The sequence below is a fragment of the Flavobacterium sp. P21 genome (assembly GCF_050632225.1).
Lineage (GTDB): Bacteria > Bacteroidota > Bacteroidia > Flavobacteriales > Flavobacteriaceae > Flavobacterium.
In genome coordinates, this window is sequence record NZ_CP192585.1 from 1,112,311 (window position 1) to 1,130,941 (window position 18,631).

7 protein-coding genes and 6 pseudogenes are annotated in these 18,631 nt (G+C 35.5%); 10 read left to right on the top strand and 3 right to left on the bottom strand.

Going from position 1 to position 18,631, the window contains the following annotated elements:
- Positions 1–140 precede the first annotated feature (140 nt).
- The 7 genes and pseudogenes from metH (at position 141) to ACQ9BO_RS05465 (ending at position 10,859) form a co-directional block, all read left to right on the top strand.
- Positions 141–2,818 (top strand): annotated as a pseudogene (gene metH, locus ACQ9BO_RS05435) (methionine synthase).
- 144 nt (positions 2,819–2,962) lie between these two features.
- On the top strand, positions 2,963–3,919 hold the full coding sequence (gene metF / locus ACQ9BO_RS05440; protein WP_431243918.1) for a methylenetetrahydrofolate reductase [NAD(P)H]: 957 nt from the start codon (positions 2,963–2,965) through the stop codon (positions 3,917–3,919).
- A 463-nt stretch (positions 3,920–4,382) separates the two neighbouring features.
- A pseudogene (locus ACQ9BO_RS05445) lies at positions 4,383–4,544 on the top strand (class I SAM-dependent methyltransferase); the annotation flags it as partial.
- Positions 4,545–4,556: 12 nt separating this feature from the next.
- Positions 4,557–4,808 carry a hypothetical protein gene (locus ACQ9BO_RS05450; RefSeq protein ID WP_431243919.1) on the top strand — a complete coding sequence of 84 codons (252 nt, stop codon included), beginning with the start codon at positions 4,557–4,559 and terminating at the stop codon, positions 4,806–4,808.
- 142 nt (positions 4,809–4,950) lie between these two features.
- Positions 4,951–6,173, top strand: a pseudogene (locus ACQ9BO_RS05455) (dicarboxylate/amino acid:cation symporter).
- Positions 6,174–6,305: 132 nt separating this feature from the next.
- A complete protein-coding gene (locus ACQ9BO_RS05460; protein WP_431243920.1) occupies positions 6,306–9,374 on the top strand; it encodes a T9SS type B sorting domain-containing protein in 3,069 nt (1,022 codons plus the stop codon).
- A gap of 117 nt (positions 9,375–9,491) precedes the next feature.
- Positions 9,492–10,859: a pyridoxal phosphate-dependent decarboxylase family protein gene (locus ACQ9BO_RS05465; RefSeq protein ID WP_431245074.1), complete on the top strand. Its 1,368-nt coding sequence runs from the start codon at positions 9,492–9,494 to the stop codon at positions 10,857–10,859.
- A 324-nt stretch (positions 10,860–11,183) separates the two neighbouring features.
- On the opposite strand, the gene gldA is transcribed toward ACQ9BO_RS05465, so the two are convergent.
- Positions 11,184–12,080: a gliding motility-associated ABC transporter ATP-binding subunit GldA gene (gldA, locus tag ACQ9BO_RS05470; protein ID WP_431243921.1), complete on the bottom strand. Its 897-nt coding sequence runs from the start codon at positions 12,078–12,080 to the stop codon at positions 11,184–11,186.
- A 146-nt stretch (positions 12,081–12,226) separates the two neighbouring features.
- Here gldA and ACQ9BO_RS05475 point away from each other — a divergent pair, with 146 nt between their 5' ends.
- The 3 genes and pseudogenes from ACQ9BO_RS05475 (at position 12,227) to ACQ9BO_RS05485 (ending at position 15,325) form a co-directional block, all read left to right on the top strand.
- Positions 12,227–12,808, top strand: a complete 582-nt coding sequence (locus ACQ9BO_RS05475) for an outer membrane beta-barrel protein (protein ID WP_431243922.1) — start codon at positions 12,227–12,229, stop codon at positions 12,806–12,808.
- Between the two features lie 182 nt (positions 12,809–12,990).
- A complete protein-coding gene (locus tag ACQ9BO_RS05480; protein WP_431243923.1) occupies positions 12,991–13,470 on the top strand; it encodes an outer membrane beta-barrel protein in 480 nt (159 codons plus the stop codon).
- Positions 13,471–13,978: 508 nt separating this feature from the next.
- A pseudogene (locus ACQ9BO_RS05485) lies at positions 13,979–15,325 on the top strand (deoxyguanosinetriphosphate triphosphohydrolase).
- 259 nt (positions 15,326–15,584) lie between these two features.
- Here ACQ9BO_RS05485 and ACQ9BO_RS05490 read toward each other — a convergent pair.
- Positions 15,585–16,584, bottom strand: a pseudogene (locus ACQ9BO_RS05490) (DUF3078 domain-containing protein).
- Positions 16,585–16,620: 36 nt separating this feature from the next.
- Positions 16,621–18,407 (bottom strand): annotated as a pseudogene (locus ACQ9BO_RS05495) (1-deoxy-D-xylulose-5-phosphate synthase).
- Positions 18,408–18,631 lie beyond the last annotated feature (224 nt).

The window sequence follows — 18,631 nt, forward strand, 5'->3', positions numbered from 1 at the left end:
GATAGCCCGGCCGAAGGACATGCCCAAATTAAAATATTGAAAACGAATATACCTACAAGGTTTTAAAAATCTTGCAGGAAAGAAAAGAATAAAAAAACTCAGAATCTAAGCATCTTAGAATCTCAGTAACTTTAAAAAAAATGACAGAAAAAAGAAGAGACCTTGTATTATCAGGATTAGAACCGTTGATTATTACGCCGGAAAGTGTTTTCGTGAATGTTGGCGAGCGTACGAATGTAACAGGTTCAAGAAAATTCTTGAGACTAATCAAGGAAGAGAAATATGATGAGGCACTTGATATTGCAAGACAGCAGGTAGAAGGAGGAGCACAAATCATCGATATTAATATGGATGAAGGAATGCTTGATGGCGTTACTGCAATGACTAAATTTTTGAATTTAATCGCCGCTGAACCAGACATTTCGAGAGTGCCAATTATGATCGACAGTTCGAAATGGGAAATCATCGAAGCTGGTCTTAAAGTAGTACAAGGAAAAAGCGTTGTAAACTCGATTTCATTAAAAGAAGGCGAAGAAGCTTTTATTCACCACGCCAAATTAATCAAACGTTATGGAGCGGCAGACGATTGTTATGGCTTTTGACGAAGTAGGTCAGGCCGATAATTACGATCGAAGAGTGGAAATTTGTCAGCGTTCGTATGATATTTTGGTGAACAAAGTAGGCTTTCCTCCACAGGATATTATTTTCGATTTGAATATTTTCCCAGTTGCAACGGGAATGGAAGAGCATAGATTGAACGCGTTGGATTTCTTTAGAGGAACAAAATGGGTTCGCGAGAATCTTCCGCACGCACATATCAGTGGTGGTGTAAGTAACGTTTCGTTCTCTTTTAGAGGAAACGATACGGTTCGTGAAGCGATGCACTCGGTGTTTTTATACCACGCGATTAAAAACGGAATGACGATGGGAATCGTAAATCCAGAAATGTTGACGATTTACGATGACATTCCGAAAGACTTATTAGAATACGTTGAAGACGTAATTTTAGATAGACGCGACGATGCAACCGAAAGACTTTTGGATTTTGCCGAAAGCGTAAAAGGCGAAGCAAAAAGCGACGAAAAAACAGTTCAAGAATGGCGTTTTGGAACCGTTCAGGAGCGTATTACACATTCATTGGTAAAAGGAATTGATGCTTTTATTGAAGAAGATGTAGAAGAAGCGCGTTTGGTCGCAACAAAACCAATCGAAGTTATTGAGATCAACTTAATGGCCGGAATGAATGTCGTTGGAGATTTATTCGGAAGCGGAAAAATGTTCTTGCCTCAGGTAGTAAAATCAGCACGTGTAATGAAAAAAGCTGTGGCGTATTTATTACCATTTATTGAAGCCAGCAAACAAGCCGGAGACAAACAAGGAAATGGGAAAATATTAATGGCAACCGTAAAAGGAGACGTTCACGATATTGGTAAAAACATCGTTTCGGTAGTTTTGGCTTGTAATAATTATGAGATTGTAGATCTTGGTGTGATGGTTGCTCCGGAAAAAATTATTGCGGCGAGCAATTGAACATGAGGTAGATATTATTGGATTAAGTGGACTGATTACACCTTCGCTTGATGAAATGGTTTATCTAGCTAAAGAATTAGACAAACAAGATATTAAAATCCCGATTATGATTGGTGGAGCAACAACTTCGCGTGCGCATACAGCCGTGAAAATTGCGCCTCAATACAGAGAAACTGTAATTCACGTAAACGATGCTTCAAGAGCGGTTACCGTTGCAGGAAACCTGTTGGATCATAATCGAAAAATATATGCTCGCAGATATTCGTGCAGAATACGATTCGTTTAGAGAAACATTTTTAAATCGTTCAAGAGATAAAAACTTCCTGACGATTGAAGATGCCCGTAAAAACAAATTGCCATTGGATTGGAGCGAATATACTCCGGTTAAACCAAAAGTAATCGGCGCACAAACTATCGAAGTAGAATTGGATGTTTTGGTCCCGTATATCGACTGGACGCCATTTTTTCAGACTTGGGAATTGTACGGAAAATATCCGGCAATTTTAACTGATGAGGTTGTGGGTAAAGAAGCAACTTCTGTTTTTAATGATGCTCAGGCAATGCTAAAAGTAATTTTAGAAGAGAAAAACTGAAAGCAAAAGGTATTTACGGAATTTTTCCAGCGAATCAGGTAAATGATGACGATATTGAATTGCGTGATGAAAACGGAAAAGTATTAGAGAAATTCTTAACACTTCGTCAGCAGTCACAAAAAACAAAAGGCGCTCCAAATATCGCTTTGGCCGATTTTATTCTGCCAAAAGAAAGCGGAGTTGAAGATTACATGGGAGCTTTCTGTGTAACAACTGGTTTTGGTGTAGACGAATGGGCGACAGAATACGAAAAGAATCTAGACGATTATAATTCGATTATGGTTAAAGCCCTTGCGGATCGTTTTGCTGAGGCTTTCGCCGAATATCTTCATGAAAGAGTGCGTAAAGATTTCTGGGGTTATGATAGCGAAGAATCTTTAACCAACGAAGAACTGATTAAAGAAAGTTATAAAGGAATTCGTCCAGCTCCAGGTTATCCGGCTTGTCCTGATCACTTGGAAAAGCCTACAATCTGGAAGCTTTTAGATGTTGAAAAACAAATAGGAGTGAAACTAACAGAAAGTATGGCAATGTGGCCGGCTTCATCGGTTTCAGGATATTATTTCGGAAACCCAAAAAGCCGTTATTTCGGACTCGGAAAAATAAAAGAAGATCAAGTTACAGATTACGCCAAACGCCGAAATGTACCGCTTGATTACGCAATGAAATGGTTAAACCCTAATATAGCAGATTAAATTGATTGATGATTTTAGAGTTCAGATTTTAGATTTTACTCTAAGTCATCATTTAAATAAAAAGATTGATTTACGTTTTTTGATTTCAGATTTTTTACACAAACTAAAACTCAAAATTCATAACTCATAACTCATAACTTAGAAATGAAAGTAACAGAACATATAGAAAACGCCAAAGGAAAAACATTATTCTCATTTGAAATTATTCCGCCTCAAAAGGGGAAAAGCATTCAGGAATTATACGATAATATTGATCCGTTGATGGAGTTTAATCCGCCGTTTATTGATGTAACGACTTCTCGTGAGGAGTATATTTATATTGATAAAGGCAACGGACTTTTGGACAAAAAACTGACTCGTATGCGTCCGGGAACGCTTGGAATTTGCGCTTCTATAAAACATAAATATAATGTTGACACTGTTCCGCATTTACTTTGCGGTGGTTTTACCAAAGAAGAGACCGAATACATGCTGGTTGACTGTCATTATTTAGGAATTAATAACGTGATGGCGCTTCGCGGTGACGCTATGAAAGATGAGCAATCTTTTACGCCAAAAGCAGGAGGAAATCATTACGCAGTTGATTTGGTAAAACAAATTAAAGATTTAAACTGCGGGCAATATCTTCACGAAGTAATCGATACCGATAACAAAGCCGATTTTTGTATTGGAGTTGCTGGTTATCCTGAAAAACACTTAGAATCCCCTTCTTTACAATCAGACTTAAAAAGATTAAAAGAGAAAGTAGATGCAGGAGCTGATTATGTAGTAACACAAATGTTTTTTGACAATGCTAAATATTTTGCTTTCGTAGAAAAAGCAAGAGAAATGGGTATCACGATTCCGATTATCCCTGGAATTAAGCCAATTGCTGTTCAAAGACATTTGCAAGTTTTACCGCAGATTTTTCGAATTGATTTGCCAGAAGATTTAATCGATGCAGTAGACAAATGCAAAAATAACGCTGAAATCAAACAAGTCGGAATCGAATGGGCAGTTCAGCAGTCATTAGAATTAAAAGCCGCCGGAGTTCCATTTTTACACTATTATTCAATGGGTAAATCTGAGAACATCCGCCAGATCGCGAGTCAGGTTTTTTAAGAGTTTTATCTTATTTTAGTATTTCATATAGTTTTGTCATTCCGAGGAACGAGGAATCTCCACAAGTAGCTCCGTCCAGTGAATCGCCAATCTTTGTCGAGTTTCTTGCGGAGATTCCTCGTTCCTCGGAATGACAAACATGACTTTGAAACCATTAGTGAGGCGCTTCGTTCCTCGCAATGATCAACAAGGTTTGGAATTTGGTATTTTTTAATTGGAATTTAATTTAAAAGATTATGAAACAAGAAGAACTACAAGCCATAGCCTCTCAATTAAAACATCCATCGGGAGAAAAAGGAATTGAAATGGCCAATATGATGAACGAAACGAACATCAATATGACGAAACATTCGATTCTGAATCTCAATATTTCAAATGAAAATAGAATTCTGGAATTAGGCCATGGAAATGCAGGACACCTTGAGTTTCTGATGGAACAAGCCGAAAACCTAAAATACTACGGATTGGAAATGTCGGAACTGATGTTTCAGGAAGCCCGACAGATCAACCGAAATTTTGTTTCCCAAAAACAGGCTTTTTTTCACTTTATGACGGAAATATTATTCCGTTTGAAGCTGAATTATTCGATAAAATATTTACCGTAAATACTATTTATTTTTGGCAGAAGCCTGAAGAATTGCTTTCAGAAATCTACAGGGTTTTAAAACCAAATGGTAATTTCTGCCTGACATTTGCCGAAGAAGATTTCATGAAAACGCTTCCTTTTACGCAATTCGAATTTGAACTATACAGTACCGAAAAAGCGCAGGAATTAATCAAAAAATCAGATTTTAAAATCGTTTATACCGAAACACAGACAGAACAAGTAAAAAGCAAAACCGGTGAATTGGTTGAGAGGGCTTTTACTACTATTGTTCTTGAGAAATAACTTTTTTGCCACAGATTACACGGATTAACACAGATTAAAAATCCTGTCTAATCTTTTTAATCTGTGGCAAAAAAATCTTCGCAAATTTTCATTACTTTCATTCTTTATTATTAACCTATCTGAATTATAATTCTCTTCAAGTATGGAAGTTAAGAAAATCAATTTTTTGCAGAATTACAGCAGTATTTTATGGCTTCTGGGCGGAATTATAATCGGAAGTATTTTCGGGTTAGTATTTGGCGAAGATGTTTTGATCATAAAACCGCTGGGAGATATTTTTCTCAATTTGCTTTTTACAGCCATTATTCCGCTGATTTTTTTCACGATTGGTTCTTCGATTGCTAATTTGGAACGAACAGAAAAATTAGGAAAACTGTTTGTTATCATGATTTTGGTTTTTCTTGCTACAATTCTGATTTCGGCCATTGTAATGATTTTTGCTGTTTATATTTTTCCTATTCATGAAGATATAGCAATTGCGAAAGTTCCCTTTGAAGAAGTGGCATCAGGATCGGCAGGAGATCAAATTGCAAAACTGCTTACCGCAAATGATTTCTTCGAATTATTGTCTAGAAAAAGCATGTTGGCATTGATTATTTTTCTTTTTTAGTTGGTTTTGCTACACTGCAATCAGGTGAAAAAGGAAAAGCTTTCAAGAGTTTTCTGGATTCTGGAAACGAGGTAATGAAACAGCTTTTGAACATTATCATGAAATCGGCACCAATAGGTTTAGGAGCTTATTTTGCTTATCAGGTTGGTATTTTTGGACCACAATTATTTGGCGTTTATGCAAAACCAATGGCGGTTTATTATGGAGCCTGCATTTTCTATTTCTTCGTGTTTTTCAGTTTATACGCACTTGTCGCTGGAGGAAAAAGAGCTTTTAAAGTCTTTTGGAGCAATAATATTACACCATCTTTAACCGCGGTAGGAACCTGCAGTAGTATTGCAACGATTCCAGCCAATTTAGTTGCGGCTGAAAAAATGGGGATTCCAGCACATGTTCGTAATTTGGTGATTCCATTAGGAGGGCCATTGCATAAAGACGGTTCGAGTATGTCATCCATCTTAAAAATAACCTTTTTGTTTGCCATGTTTGGGAAAGATTTTTCAGATCCGATGACCATTCTTCTGGCTTTAGGAATTACAGTTGTCGTTTCGATTGTGGAAGGCGGAATTCCAAATGGTGGTTATATTGGTGAAATTTTAGCCATAACAGTTTATGGTTTCCCAATGGAACAAGCGCTTCCAGTTGCTATGATTTTAGGAACTTTGGTTGATCCAATCGCTACTTTATTAAATGCCAACGGAGATGTAATCTGCTCTATGATGGTTTCTAGATTCTCTGAAAAGACCAAATGGTAAACGATTTCAAATTCGATACACATCTTTAGTAGATAATACCTTTAAATACATCGATTGTTTCTCGCCATTAGTATAAAAATTTAAGCCGTTATTTTATTATAAAGTAGTTTTACCGACACAAAAACAATTGTTTTGAATCGTAAAACTGCCTTATTCGTAATTTTATTTTTTCTTGTATTAAAAATACAGGCGCAATTGTGTACGGGAAGTTTAGGCGATGCTGTTGTTAAACTTGATTTTGGATCAGGAACAGCTTCACATGGTACTGCTCTTGGAACGGGAATTACAAGTTATACTTGGACTACTGCAGATTTTCCAAACGATGGCTCTTATACAATCGAAAAAACAACCAATACGCCAGGAACTTGGTGGACAACCACAGATCATACAGGAGGTGGGTACATGATGGTGGTAAACGCGAGTCTTTCTACAACTGATTATTTCTATAAAAACACAGTTACAGGTCTTTGCCCGGATACTACTTATGAATTTGCGGCATGGATTATGAATTTGTTGCGGTCAAATGATACAAGTCCGCCAAATATTACTTTTACGATTGAATCAACCTCGGGAACAATTTTAGGGACTTATAATACCGGAGATATTGGTCTAAGTTCCAGTGCAGTCTGGAAACAGTATGGTTTCTTTTTCACAACTCCAGCCGATATTTCTACAGTTGTTATCAGAATGAGAAACAACAAAGCAGGAGCGGCACCCGGAAATGACATTGCTTTAGATGATATTACTTTTCGTGCCTGCGGACCAACAGTTACTTCATCAATACAAAACAATACAAATACAGATTTAACAATTTGCCAGGGTGATTCTCAAAGTTACACTTTGACAGGAACCGTTTCTTCGGGTTATTCGAATCCAGCTTATCAATGGCAGGTTAGCAATGACAATGGAACAACTTGGTCTGATATTTCTGGAGCAAATGCATTAACGTATTCTTTTGTCCCCAATTTGACAGTGGGCACCTATTTATATCGCATGGCGGTTGCACAAATCGTGAATATTTCCTCGGCTTCTTGTAGGGTCGTATCAAACACTATCAGCTTTAAAGTAAATGAAAGCACCGTAGTTCCAAATTTTACTACTGTTCAACCTACATGCGATGTGCCAACTGGAACCATTAATATTGAAATGGTTACAAATACAACTTACAGTATCGATGGGACAAATTATCAAGCCTCGGGATTATTTTCAGGTTTGGCTGGTGGCGATTATAATGTTACAGCAAAATTGCGTTCAGGTTGTGCTTCCGCACCAACAATCGCACACATAAATTCGGTCGCATCTTCAAGTGCAACGCCAACATTTTCTGTAATTCAGCCCATTATTTGCTCAAATCCCTTGGGAACAATCACAATTACAAGTCCGGATTATGAATATAGTTTTGATAATGGGGCAACTTGGTCAACAAATAATGTAAAATCAGGTTTGGAGGCAGGCGATTATTTAATAAAAACTAGGAACAATTCCGGTTGCGAAACAACAGCCGTTTCTGTGGCCGTTTTAGTTCCGCCAGGTTATCCACCAACGCCAACAGTTTCCGTTATGCGACCAGATTGTATGTCTTTGACGGGAACAATCACGATTTCTGATTCGGCGACATCTTATAGTTTTGATAATGGAGCAACTTGGATAGCTTCAAATTCAAAAAATAATTTAGCACCGGGATTTTATAAAGTTCTTATAAAAAACAATTTAGGTTGTGTTTCTTTGGTTCCAAATGAAGTCGAAATCAAAGCTTACGTCAACACAGAACCACTTCCTTCGGCAACAAGTCCGCAGACTTTTTGTGTACAACAAAATGCAAGTTTACAGGATGTTTCAATTAACGGACAAAATGTAAAATGGTATGATGCATCAGTAAATGGAAATCTTTTGTCTGCGGCTACACTTTTGGAAACCAAAACCTATTATGCATCACAGACGATTAACATTTGCGAAAGCGAAAGAATTCCAGTTAGTATAAATATTCAAAATACAGCGGCTCCAGCAGGAGATTCAAATCAAAATTTTTGTACGTCTCAAAAACCTACAATAGGAAATTTAATTGCTGAAGGGACAAATGTTGTTTGGTATGACAACATTGTAAATGGTGTAATTTTATCTCCTTCAACAAGTTTGGTAAATGGGGCAACTTATTATGCTTCGCAGACCCTCAATAGTTGCGAAAGCGTAAACCGTTTGGCAGTTTCGGTTTCTATAGTTGCTCCCAGTTTACCAGTAAATGATGTTGTTGCAAATGTTTGCGATGAATTAAATGATGGGAATGAAGTCATAAATCTAACAGATTTTAGCTCGCAATTAGCATCATGCAGTTCCTGTGTTTTTAGTTTTTACACTACATTGAATGGAGCCGAAAATCAAATTTTAGCAGATCAAATTACAGCAGTTTCCAATTATAATTTGTTGGCAGGAACAACCCTAATTTATGTGAGAATTGATTCTACAGACAAATGTTTTCAAGTAGCAGAATTGAAATTGACTTTGCAAAATGTACCTCTAATTTCGATTTCAGATACGGTTTCATTATGTCAAAACAAAGATGTTGAAGTTCATGCGGGAATAGGTTTTGATAGTTATTTATGGTCGAATGGAGCTATTTCAGAATCCATTGTAATTGACGATGCCGGATCTTATTCGGTAACCGTTACTCAAAATCATGGAAATGTAATTTGTTCTGCGACGAAAAATTTTGAAGTAAAACTTTCGAATAGTGCTGTAATTAAGAATCTTGAGATTCAAGATTGGACAGATTCAGACAACACAATTGAAGTACAGTTAACAGATACTAGTTTAGGGAATTACGAATATTCGGTTGATGGAAATACATATCAAGATAGCAACATATTTTCAGGATTAGCAACAGGCGATTATGTCGTTTATGTTCGCGACAAAAATGGATGCGGAATTGTAAATCAAGAAGTCTTTTTACTGAATTACCCAAAGTTTTTTACTCCAAATCAAGACGGCTATAATGATACTTGGGGAATAAAATTCTCTGAAACTGAACCAACAATCAATACCAAGATATTTGATCGTTATGGTAAATTTTTGAAAGAATTAAATGCATATGCGACTTGGGACGGAACTTTTAACGGAAAAGAGCTTCCTGCTTCAGATTATTGGTTTGTGGTTACAAGAGCCAATGGCAAAGTTTATAAAGGACATTTTAGCATGAAAAGGTAGAGGTTTTCCAGTGTTTTTCTTACGTGAATGAAGATTATTCACTAAATTCGAGAAAACATTTTAACGCAGAAAAAATGAACGCAAGCATTACAAAACGATCTTAACAATTTTGAGAATATTTTAGAAAAAACAAAACAACAAGGAATCGATTTTCTAAATAACCTTGATACTATCCCCACTTCAAATAAAAATACAATTGATCCTAAAAGCATCTTAAACGAATTCGGTTTAGGTTCGATTGAAGTCTTAAAAGAATTCAATGAACGATTGGCGCCTTTGATGGTTTCCTCTCCAGGACCGCGCTACTTAGGATTTGTAACTGGCGGCTCGACTCCGGCATCTATTGTTGGTGATTGGCTGGCTTCAGTTTATGATCAAAATACGCAGGCGGTTAAAGCGCAGGGAGGCGCATCGGCATTAATTGAATTTGAAACCATTAATTTATTGCCGCAATTGCTGGAACTTCCAGATTCATTTCTTGGCGGATTTGTAACCGGCGCTACAATGTCAAATTTTACTTGTTTAGGTGTTGCCAGACAATGGTTTGGAAAGCAATTGGGAAAAGATTTTGCTAAAAACGGAATCTCGGAAAACATCAATATTTTAACTGCAACGCCACATTCTTCTTCCATTAAATGCTTGTCAATGCTTGGAATTGGAAGCCAAAATTATTCGACTTTAAAAACAATTGAAGGCAACCGCGAAGCAATTGATATTACAGATTTAGAAGAAAATATTAAAAAACTAAATGGCAAACCTTTTATTCTGATTTCAAGTGCCGGAACTGTAAATACGGCAGATTTTGATGATTTTGAAGCAATCTCTAAACTACGAGAAAAATATAATTTTTGGTGGCATATTGATGCGACTTTTGGCGGTTTTGCGACTGTTTCAGAAAAATTCAAACATTTGGTTGAGGGCTGGGAAGGAGCAGATAGTATAACAATTGATTGCCATAAATGGCTGAATGTTCCATACGAAAGCGCTTTTTACTTGATCAAAAAAGAACATGTTAGTCTTCAAATAGAAACTTTTCAGAATTCGAATGCGCCTTATTTAGGAAATCCATTGGAGAATTTTAATTATTTGAATGTTCTTCCAGAAAATTCGCGTCGTTTGAGGGCGCTTCCAGCTTGGTTTTCACTCAAGGCTTATGGAAAAGATGGTTTTAAAGATATTGTTGAAAACAGTACAGCATTGGCATTGCATTTTGCAAATTGTTTAATTGAAACTGGAAGTTTTGAATTGCTGGCTCCAATCAGGCTAAATAATGTTTGTTTCACTTTAAAAGGAAATCACAATCAGGATAAAGTAAGCGATTTTTTAACAATTTTGAATGATAAAGGAAAAGTCTTTATGACGCCGACAGTTTATGCAGGCCGAAAAGGAATTAGAGCTTCTTTTGTGAATTGGCGCACAACTGAAGAAGATGTGAAAATTATTATAGAAGAATTAAATTCGTCAATTCTAGATCTGGAAATATAATTGAAAATAAATTAAATATAAAAGAGCCTGTTAACTACAGACAGGCTCTTTACTAACACAAAAAAAACAAAAAACAAGAATTGAAAGGTTGATTAAAGCAGAAATTATTATGTTTCTGTATGCAAATATAGTATTATTTATATCAAGTCTAAATAAAAATAATTAAAAATAACCAATAAAGTTTTAATCGTCTGAAAACGAGGTGATAAGTTGTGCTTTAAAATTTCTAAATCACAAAAGAAACTTTTCCAGTCCAGTGAAAAAGAAAAACCTATTTATTCTTCTTGAGAATAAATAGGTTTTGTTTTATGAAAAGTGAAGACTTTACTTTGTAATTTCTCTAAAAACGGCTTCTAGATTTTTATTCTTCTGATTCAATTGAAGTGTTTTTAAGCCATTTTCATTTGCAAAATCAAATATTGCAGGGCGCATATCTTTTTCGGTAACAAAAGTTAGCTCCCATGTCATGTCATGCGTATTTACGTATGAAGTGATGTTTTCTAGTTTTGCCAAAAGTTGTTGTTCGACTTGGTAATCAAACTCAACCTCAATCACTTGTTCTTTATCGGCTGAAACCAAATGATCTAATTTATTGTCGGCAACTATTTGTCCTTTGTCAATAATTATGACACGATCACAAATTGCTTCGACTTCCTGCATGATGTGTGTTGATAAAAAAACGGTTTTATCTTTCCCGACATTTTTAATTACATTTCTGATTTCCATTAACTGATTCGGATCCAGACCTGTAGTTGGTTCGTCTAAAATTAAAACATCAGGATTATGCAATAAAGCATTGGCAAGTCCCACGCGCTGGCGGTATCCTTTTGATAATTGGCTTATCTTTTTATGGCTTTCCGGTGTCAGTCCTGTCAGTTGGATAACTTCTTCAATTCTTGATTTCGGAACATTATAAACATCGGCATTAAAAGCCAAATATTCACGAACATACAAATCCAAATACAAAGGATTGTGCTCAGGCAAATATCCAATGGAACGTTGCACTTCTTTAGTGTTTGTCATGACATCATGACTATTTACAAGGGCTGAACCACTATCGGCAAGTAAATAAGTAGTCAAAATTTTCATTAAAGTAGATTTTCCAGCTCCGTTTGGACCAAGAAATCCCACGATTTCTCCTTTCTCAATTTTAAAAGAAATTTCATTTAAAGCTTTTTGCTCTCCGTAACTTTTTGATATGCTGTTTACTTCTATCGACATGGACTTTTTATTTACTGCAAAAGTAACGAGAAATAGTTTCGATTGCTACAATTTGTCTTTTAAAAATAATGATAAAAAATGCGAAGGCCCTTTATTCACGGCATCGTTATTGTTAAGGGAATGCTAAATTTAAATATACCCAAATCATGAAAAAAATTTTAGTGATGGTCGCATTAGCTATCTGCAGTTTTGCAAACGCTCAAAAAGGAACAATCTTAGTAGGTGGAAACATTGGCTACACTTCTGAAAAATCAGAATACCAATTTAGCGAAGCAAAATCAAGCGAATTTAGCTTTTCTCCAAAAGTAGGTTACCAATTTAACGATAACTGGACAGTAGGTGGAGAGTTTACAGTAAGTTCAGCTACTACTGACAATGGAAATATTGAAGAAAAAGACAACAGATTCAGACTAGGTGGATTTGTACGTTATTCAGTGCCATTAAGCCAAACATTTTCTGTTTTTGCAGATATGGGGGCTGGTTTCCAAAACTTGAAAAATAAAACGTACGGTCCTGGAAATGCTTTTTCAAAAGACAAAGCAGAGGGTGTGTATGTTGGTATTACTCCAGCTCTTTTTATTAACATGAAAAAAGGTTTCGGATTAAACTTCAGCATTGGTGGTTTAGGATATGAGACTTTAAGTTATGATAATAATGGTCCTGATTACAGTAAATTCTACTTCAATTTTGGACAAACATTTAACATTGGAGTTTCTAAAAACTTCTAATCTTAAGTTTTATATTCAATTTCAGAAAAGCACTCCAATTGGGGTGCTTTTTTTATTGATAAATGTTAAAAATACCTTCTGTTGTGCTATACAAGGCTGTTTTGTGTTAAGAAAATGTCAAAGTTAATTTTATGGCATCTTTCTTGTTAAATTGAATGAAATAAATTTAACAAATATCAGATATGAAAAAAATTCTAGTTATTGTTGCACTGGCGGTGTTCAGTTTTGCAAATGCTCAAAAAGGCTCAGTTTTAGTTATGGGAAGTATTATGTATAATTCTCAAAACGATTCAAATTCGAATTTCGAAAGCAAACAAAATTTTTTTGGTTTTCAGCCAAAGGTTGGTTATCAGTTTCAGGAAAATTGGACAGCTGGTATTGAAGGAAATATTTCAAATTCCAAAAATGATTTAAGCGACGGAAGTCTATACAAAGATCATGTTTATAAGCTTGGCGGTTTTTTGCGTTACTCTAAACCACTGGGTGGCATTTTTTCAGCATATGCAGATTTAGGTCTTGGATATAAAAATAGAAAAGAAACCTTTAGAAATACGACCGGTCAAACTTACAATGATAGCGACGGATTTTATGCAAGTTTAACGCCAGCTCTTTTTATCGACATTAAAAAAGGTTTTGGATTGAACTTTAATATCGGGGGCTAAATTATTCGGCTTTAAATGCTGATTTAGTCGCCGGTATGAAGGGTAAAACGAAGTCTTTTGAATTTAATTTCGGACAGTCATTTTCTATTGGTGTTTCTAAAAACTTCTAATATTAGATTTTTAATAAATATTAAAGCATTCCAATTGGAGTGCTTTTTTTGTAAAGATCTTTTGAAAATAAAAATTTCTCGATTAGCCCCGATAGAAGCGGTATCCTTTTATGGTGGGGTTCACCATAAAAGATATAGTGGATAGCGGGACTGAACATGTTTTGAAAACAAGAATTTCTGCTTCTAAAAAAAATAATGCCGCAATTATGTTTTTATGCTTAATGACTAAATTTTTCGCCACGAATGCACGAATTTTTACAAATCATTGTGTTTAAATAATTCGTGAATTCGTGGCGAATAAAACTTAATCAGTGACATATTTTATCCTAAAATAAAACGTATTTTTGACGTTTAGATGAATAATCTAAAGTCTAAAATCAGAAATCTAAAATAGAAAAATGAACTGGGAACAACTTTTATCATTAAAACGACAAGGCGATACAAGCAAAAGATTACGTGTAGAACAAGATGATACACGTTTAGGTTTTGAGGTCGATTATGACCGAATCATATTTTCGTCGGCGTTTAGAAGTTTACAAGATAAAACTCAAGTTATCCCGCTTTCAAAAACAGATTTCGTACATACGCGTTTAACGCATAGTTTGGAAGTTTCTGTTGTTGGAAGATCTTTAGGACGTTTAGTTGGGAAGAAAATTATTGAAAAATATCCTTATTTAAAAGAAGTTCATGGCTATCACATGAATGATTTTGGAGCCATTGTTGCCGCAAAGATCTTTGGCGCACGACATTGGAAATCCACCTTTTGGACATTCGGGTGAAAAAGCGATTGGGGAATATTTTTCAAGCGGAAAAGGATTAAAATACAAAGATAAACTGACCGCAAAACAATGGCAGGATTTAATTGATTTTGAAGGAAATGCCAATGGGTTTTCGGTGCTTACAGCAAGTCGTCCAGGAATTGAAGGCGGACTTAGAATTTCGTACGCAACGCTTGGCGCTTTTATGAAGTATCCAAAAGAGAGTCTTCCAAAAAGCCTACAAACAAAATTTCAGATAAAAAATATGGCTTCTTTCAATCGGATAAATTATTCTTTGAAGAAGTAGCTCAGGATATGGGTTTGATTGCCAATAAAGAGGATGGCGATATTGGTTTTGAAAGACATCCGCTAGCTTATTTGGTTGAAGCGGCAGATGATATTTGCTACACAATTATCGATTTTGAAGACGGGATTAATTTAGGTTTGGTTTCTGAAGATTATGCTTTAGAATATTTAATCAAATTAGTAAAAGATAATATTGGTGTTGCCAAATACAAATTATTGGAAACTAAAGAAGACCGAATCAGTTATTTGCGTGCTCTGGCAATTGGTGCTTTGATTAATGACGCTGTTGACGTTTTTATTGAAAATGAAGAAGCAATTTTAGCTGGTGATTTTCCTTTTGCTTTGACTGATAAAAGCAAATACAAAGCTCAGATGAATGATATTATCAAGTTAAGTATTGAGAAGATTTATCAAAGCCGAGAAGTTATCGAGAAAGAAATTGTTGGTTATCAAATCATCCAGACATTATTGGATAAATTCATAACGGCATTTAATAATAAATATGAAGGAACAGCTTCGAATTACGATAAGCTGATTCTGAAAATGCTTCCTGAAAAACATCATTTAGAAAAAGGAAATCTATACGAACGCCTGCTTCATATATGCCATTATGTTTCGCTTCTGACAGATGGAAATGCACTGGAATTATACGAAATGATTCAGGGACGAAAAAAGAGGTAATTTGCTTTTCACTTTATATAGAAAAGGAGCTGTTTCAAAGGACAGCTCCTTTTTCATTTTTGAGCAAGTGAAATTTTCAGCTATTTAAATATAGCCCGTGGTTTTAACCACGGGATGCAATGAGAAAACAATATGTGTCCCCGTGGTTGAAACCACGGGCTATGTTTATCAAGAATTGCATTTGTATAGGATTAGAAAATGTTCAAAAAAAAGCTGACTCAATTTGGAGACAGCTTCGTTTCTTTTATAAAGTTAAGATTTATTGAAAAGCATAAACTAAACCAACGCCAAGAACTTGACGCAACTGCATTCTTGGTCCGTCATTAACCTGTGTTTTTGCTCCTGTTGTTGGATCGATAACATCTTTTTTCGTTTTGATATCGTCATCGTAAACAAGATGGACTCCAATGTTGGCTTTTACATAAGCATTTACAACCAAATCTAATTTGGTGTCATAATCGACATCGACGTTTCCAAATTTATTTAAATAATCGGTATATAAGCTTAAACGGTTTTCGTAGAACACGTTTTTATAAATCTCACTTTTCATATAACCTGTGAAAAGAATACCAAATTCGGCTTTTACTTTTTGTCCTTCTTGAACTAATATTTGAGTATTTGGGTCATTTGGATCTGTTGCATAAACCGCTTTTTTAACCCCAAACGCTCCTTGATTTGCTAAATCTTGATCTAAAACCAAAGTAGTTTTTAACGTTATTGGTGAGAAATAAAAGGTTCTGTTTTTCTTTTTGTTTGAATTCTCAGCTCCAGCTCCAAGGAAAATATAAGCTGGCGCAAATGGTTTCGAAATTGCTACATCTCGGTTTGGATAATTATAACCGTTTGTAAACTGCGTATTGAAATTTAATTTTGAAGAGTAATACCAATTTGAAATCGTATCTTTTCTAAAACCATAAGTAGAGTTGAATTGAAAGGCGTCATCGGTTTTTCTTAATTCAATTCCGTCTTGTTTGTTTAGGCCGTATTTTACGATAAGTTCGTTAACCCATTTATGATTTCGTTTGATATAAGTTCGTCCGAATTCCCCTTTAAAAAGTCCTGAAATCGAGCTAGTTCCCCCGCGCTCCAGTTTACAAAAGCAATTTCTGAAATGTCAAATCCAAGCTGGTTTTTTTAGTCCAATACGTTGGCAATTTTGGAAGTTGAGAAGGATCTAAAGTAGTTTGGATAATCTGGGCAAAGTTATTTGACGTACTAAGTAGCAATAACAGCAAAAGGGTAGAACGCAATAATTTCATTAGGCTTATTTTTATTTTTTTGGTTGTGCAAAATAATTATTTTGAACTGTTAGAAAAAAGATTTACCAAACTTTTAACGTCAATTTTACACAAATGTTGTAGCTGAGACACGCTTCCATGCTCAATAAAATGGTCAGGAATTCCTAAAATTTCAACATTATTTTTGAAATTTTGCGATGTTGCATATTCTAAAACAGCACTTCCGAAACCGCCATTTTTCACCCCATCTTCAATTGTAATTATGCCCTCAAATGATGAAAATATATGGTTTAATGTATTGATGTCTAGTGGTTTGATGAAGCTAAAGTTATAGTGGGCAAATTCGTCAGCGTTGTCACATTGTTTCAAAGCCTCAATAACATTATTTCCAATTGTTCCGGTCGAAAGCACAGCAACTTTCGTACCATCTTTTATAATTTTTGCCGCACCAATTTCAATTTTTTCATAATGTCCGAAATTTTCTACTTCCCAATTTGGTAAAACGCCACGTCCGCGCGGATATCGAATTGCGATCGGGTGATTTAGTCCTAATTGCGCTGTATATAGAATATTTTGAAGTTCAATTTCATTCAGCGGTGCATGAATAATTATGTTCGGAATCGCTCTTAAATAAGCAATATCAAAAACGCCGTGATGGGTTGCGCCATCTTCGCCAACTAAACCGGCTCTGTCCAGACAAAAAATAACTAGCAGATTTTGCAAAGCCACATCATGTATTACTTGATCGTAAGCGCGTTGCAAGAAAGTCGAATAAATATTGCAAAATACAATCATTCCCTGAGTTGCCATTCCTGCAGAGAGCGTTACGGCATGTTGTTCTGCGATTCCAACGTCAAAAGCACGCTCTGGCAATTCGTCCATCATAAATTTTAATGAACTTCCAGACGGCATTGCAGGCGTGATTCCGATTATTTTTTCATTTTTTTGGCCAAATCCAAAATGGTCAAGCCAAAAACATCTTGATATTTTGGAGGAAGATTTTCTTCAGATTTAAAATGAATTTCTCCAGTCGAAGCATCAAATTTTCCAGGCGCATGATATTTGACCTGATTTTCTTCTGCTTGTTGCAAGCCTTTTCCTTTTGTAGTTACAATATGAAGGAATTTTGGGCCTTTTATCTTTTTTAATCGATTTAATTCTTTGATCAATGTCGGAAAGTCATGACCATCAATTGGTCCTGAATAATCAAAATTCAGCGATTTGATAATATTATTCTGTTTTGGATTTTTTCCATTTTTAACTGCGGTCAGGTATTTTTTCAAAGCACCAACGCTTGGATCAATTCCGATTGCGTTATCATTTAAAATAACCAAAATATTGGCATCTGTAACTCCGGCATGATTCAAACCCTCAAAAGCCATTCCGCTTGCAATTGAAGCATCGCCAATTACGGCAATATGTTCTTTTTCAAAATCTCCTTTTAGTTTAGAGGCAATCGCCATTCCGAGTGCCGCAGAAATAGAAGTAGAAGAATGGCCTACGCCAAAAGTATCATAAATGCTTTCACTTCTTTTTGGGAAACCAGAAACGCCGTCTATTTGTCTGTTGGTGTGGAAATTTTCTCGTCTTTCGGTTAAAATTTTGTGTCCATAAGCTTGATGCCCAACATCCCAAACCAATAAATCATCTGGCGTATTAAAAACATAATGTAAAGCAATTGTCAATTCTACAACGCCCAAACTTGCGCCCAAATGGCCTTCTTTTACAGAAACAATATCAATGATAAAATCTCGTAATTCTTTTGCCAGTTGTGGCAATTGACTTTCGTCTAGTAAACGTAAATCGGCCGGATTGTATATGTTTGAAAGTAAATCGCTTTTCATTGTAAGGTAAAAAGCAAATTTACGGTTTTAAATTTAATTTTATTGTTTTGATCTATTGCAATACAATTGGCAAAGAATATTGCCTTTTTACTTTTTTCCCATTTGATTCCCCTGGCGACCATTTCGGACAAGCATTCAAAACTCGGATAATTTCTTGTTCTACATTTTTATTAATAGCAGGTTCTGATTGAAGGTAAGATACTGAACCGTTTTTTTCTACTGCA

Excerpts from the sequence above, each read along its gene's own strand:
- gldA (WP_431243921.1), bottom strand. The coding sequence starts at position 12,080 with ATGTCGATAGAAGTAAACAGCATATCAAAAAGTTACGGAGAGCAAAAA.
- ACQ9BO_RS05475 (WP_431243922.1), top strand. The coding sequence starts at position 12,227 with ATGAAAAAAATTTTAGTGATGGTCGCATTAGCTATCTGCAGTTTTGCA.
- metF (WP_431243918.1), top strand. The coding sequence starts at position 2,963 with ATGAAAGTAACAGAACATATAGAAAACGCCAAAGGAAAAACATTATTC.
- ACQ9BO_RS05480 (WP_431243923.1), top strand. The coding sequence starts at position 12,991 with ATGAAAAAAATTCTAGTTATTGTTGCACTGGCGGTGTTCAGTTTTGCA.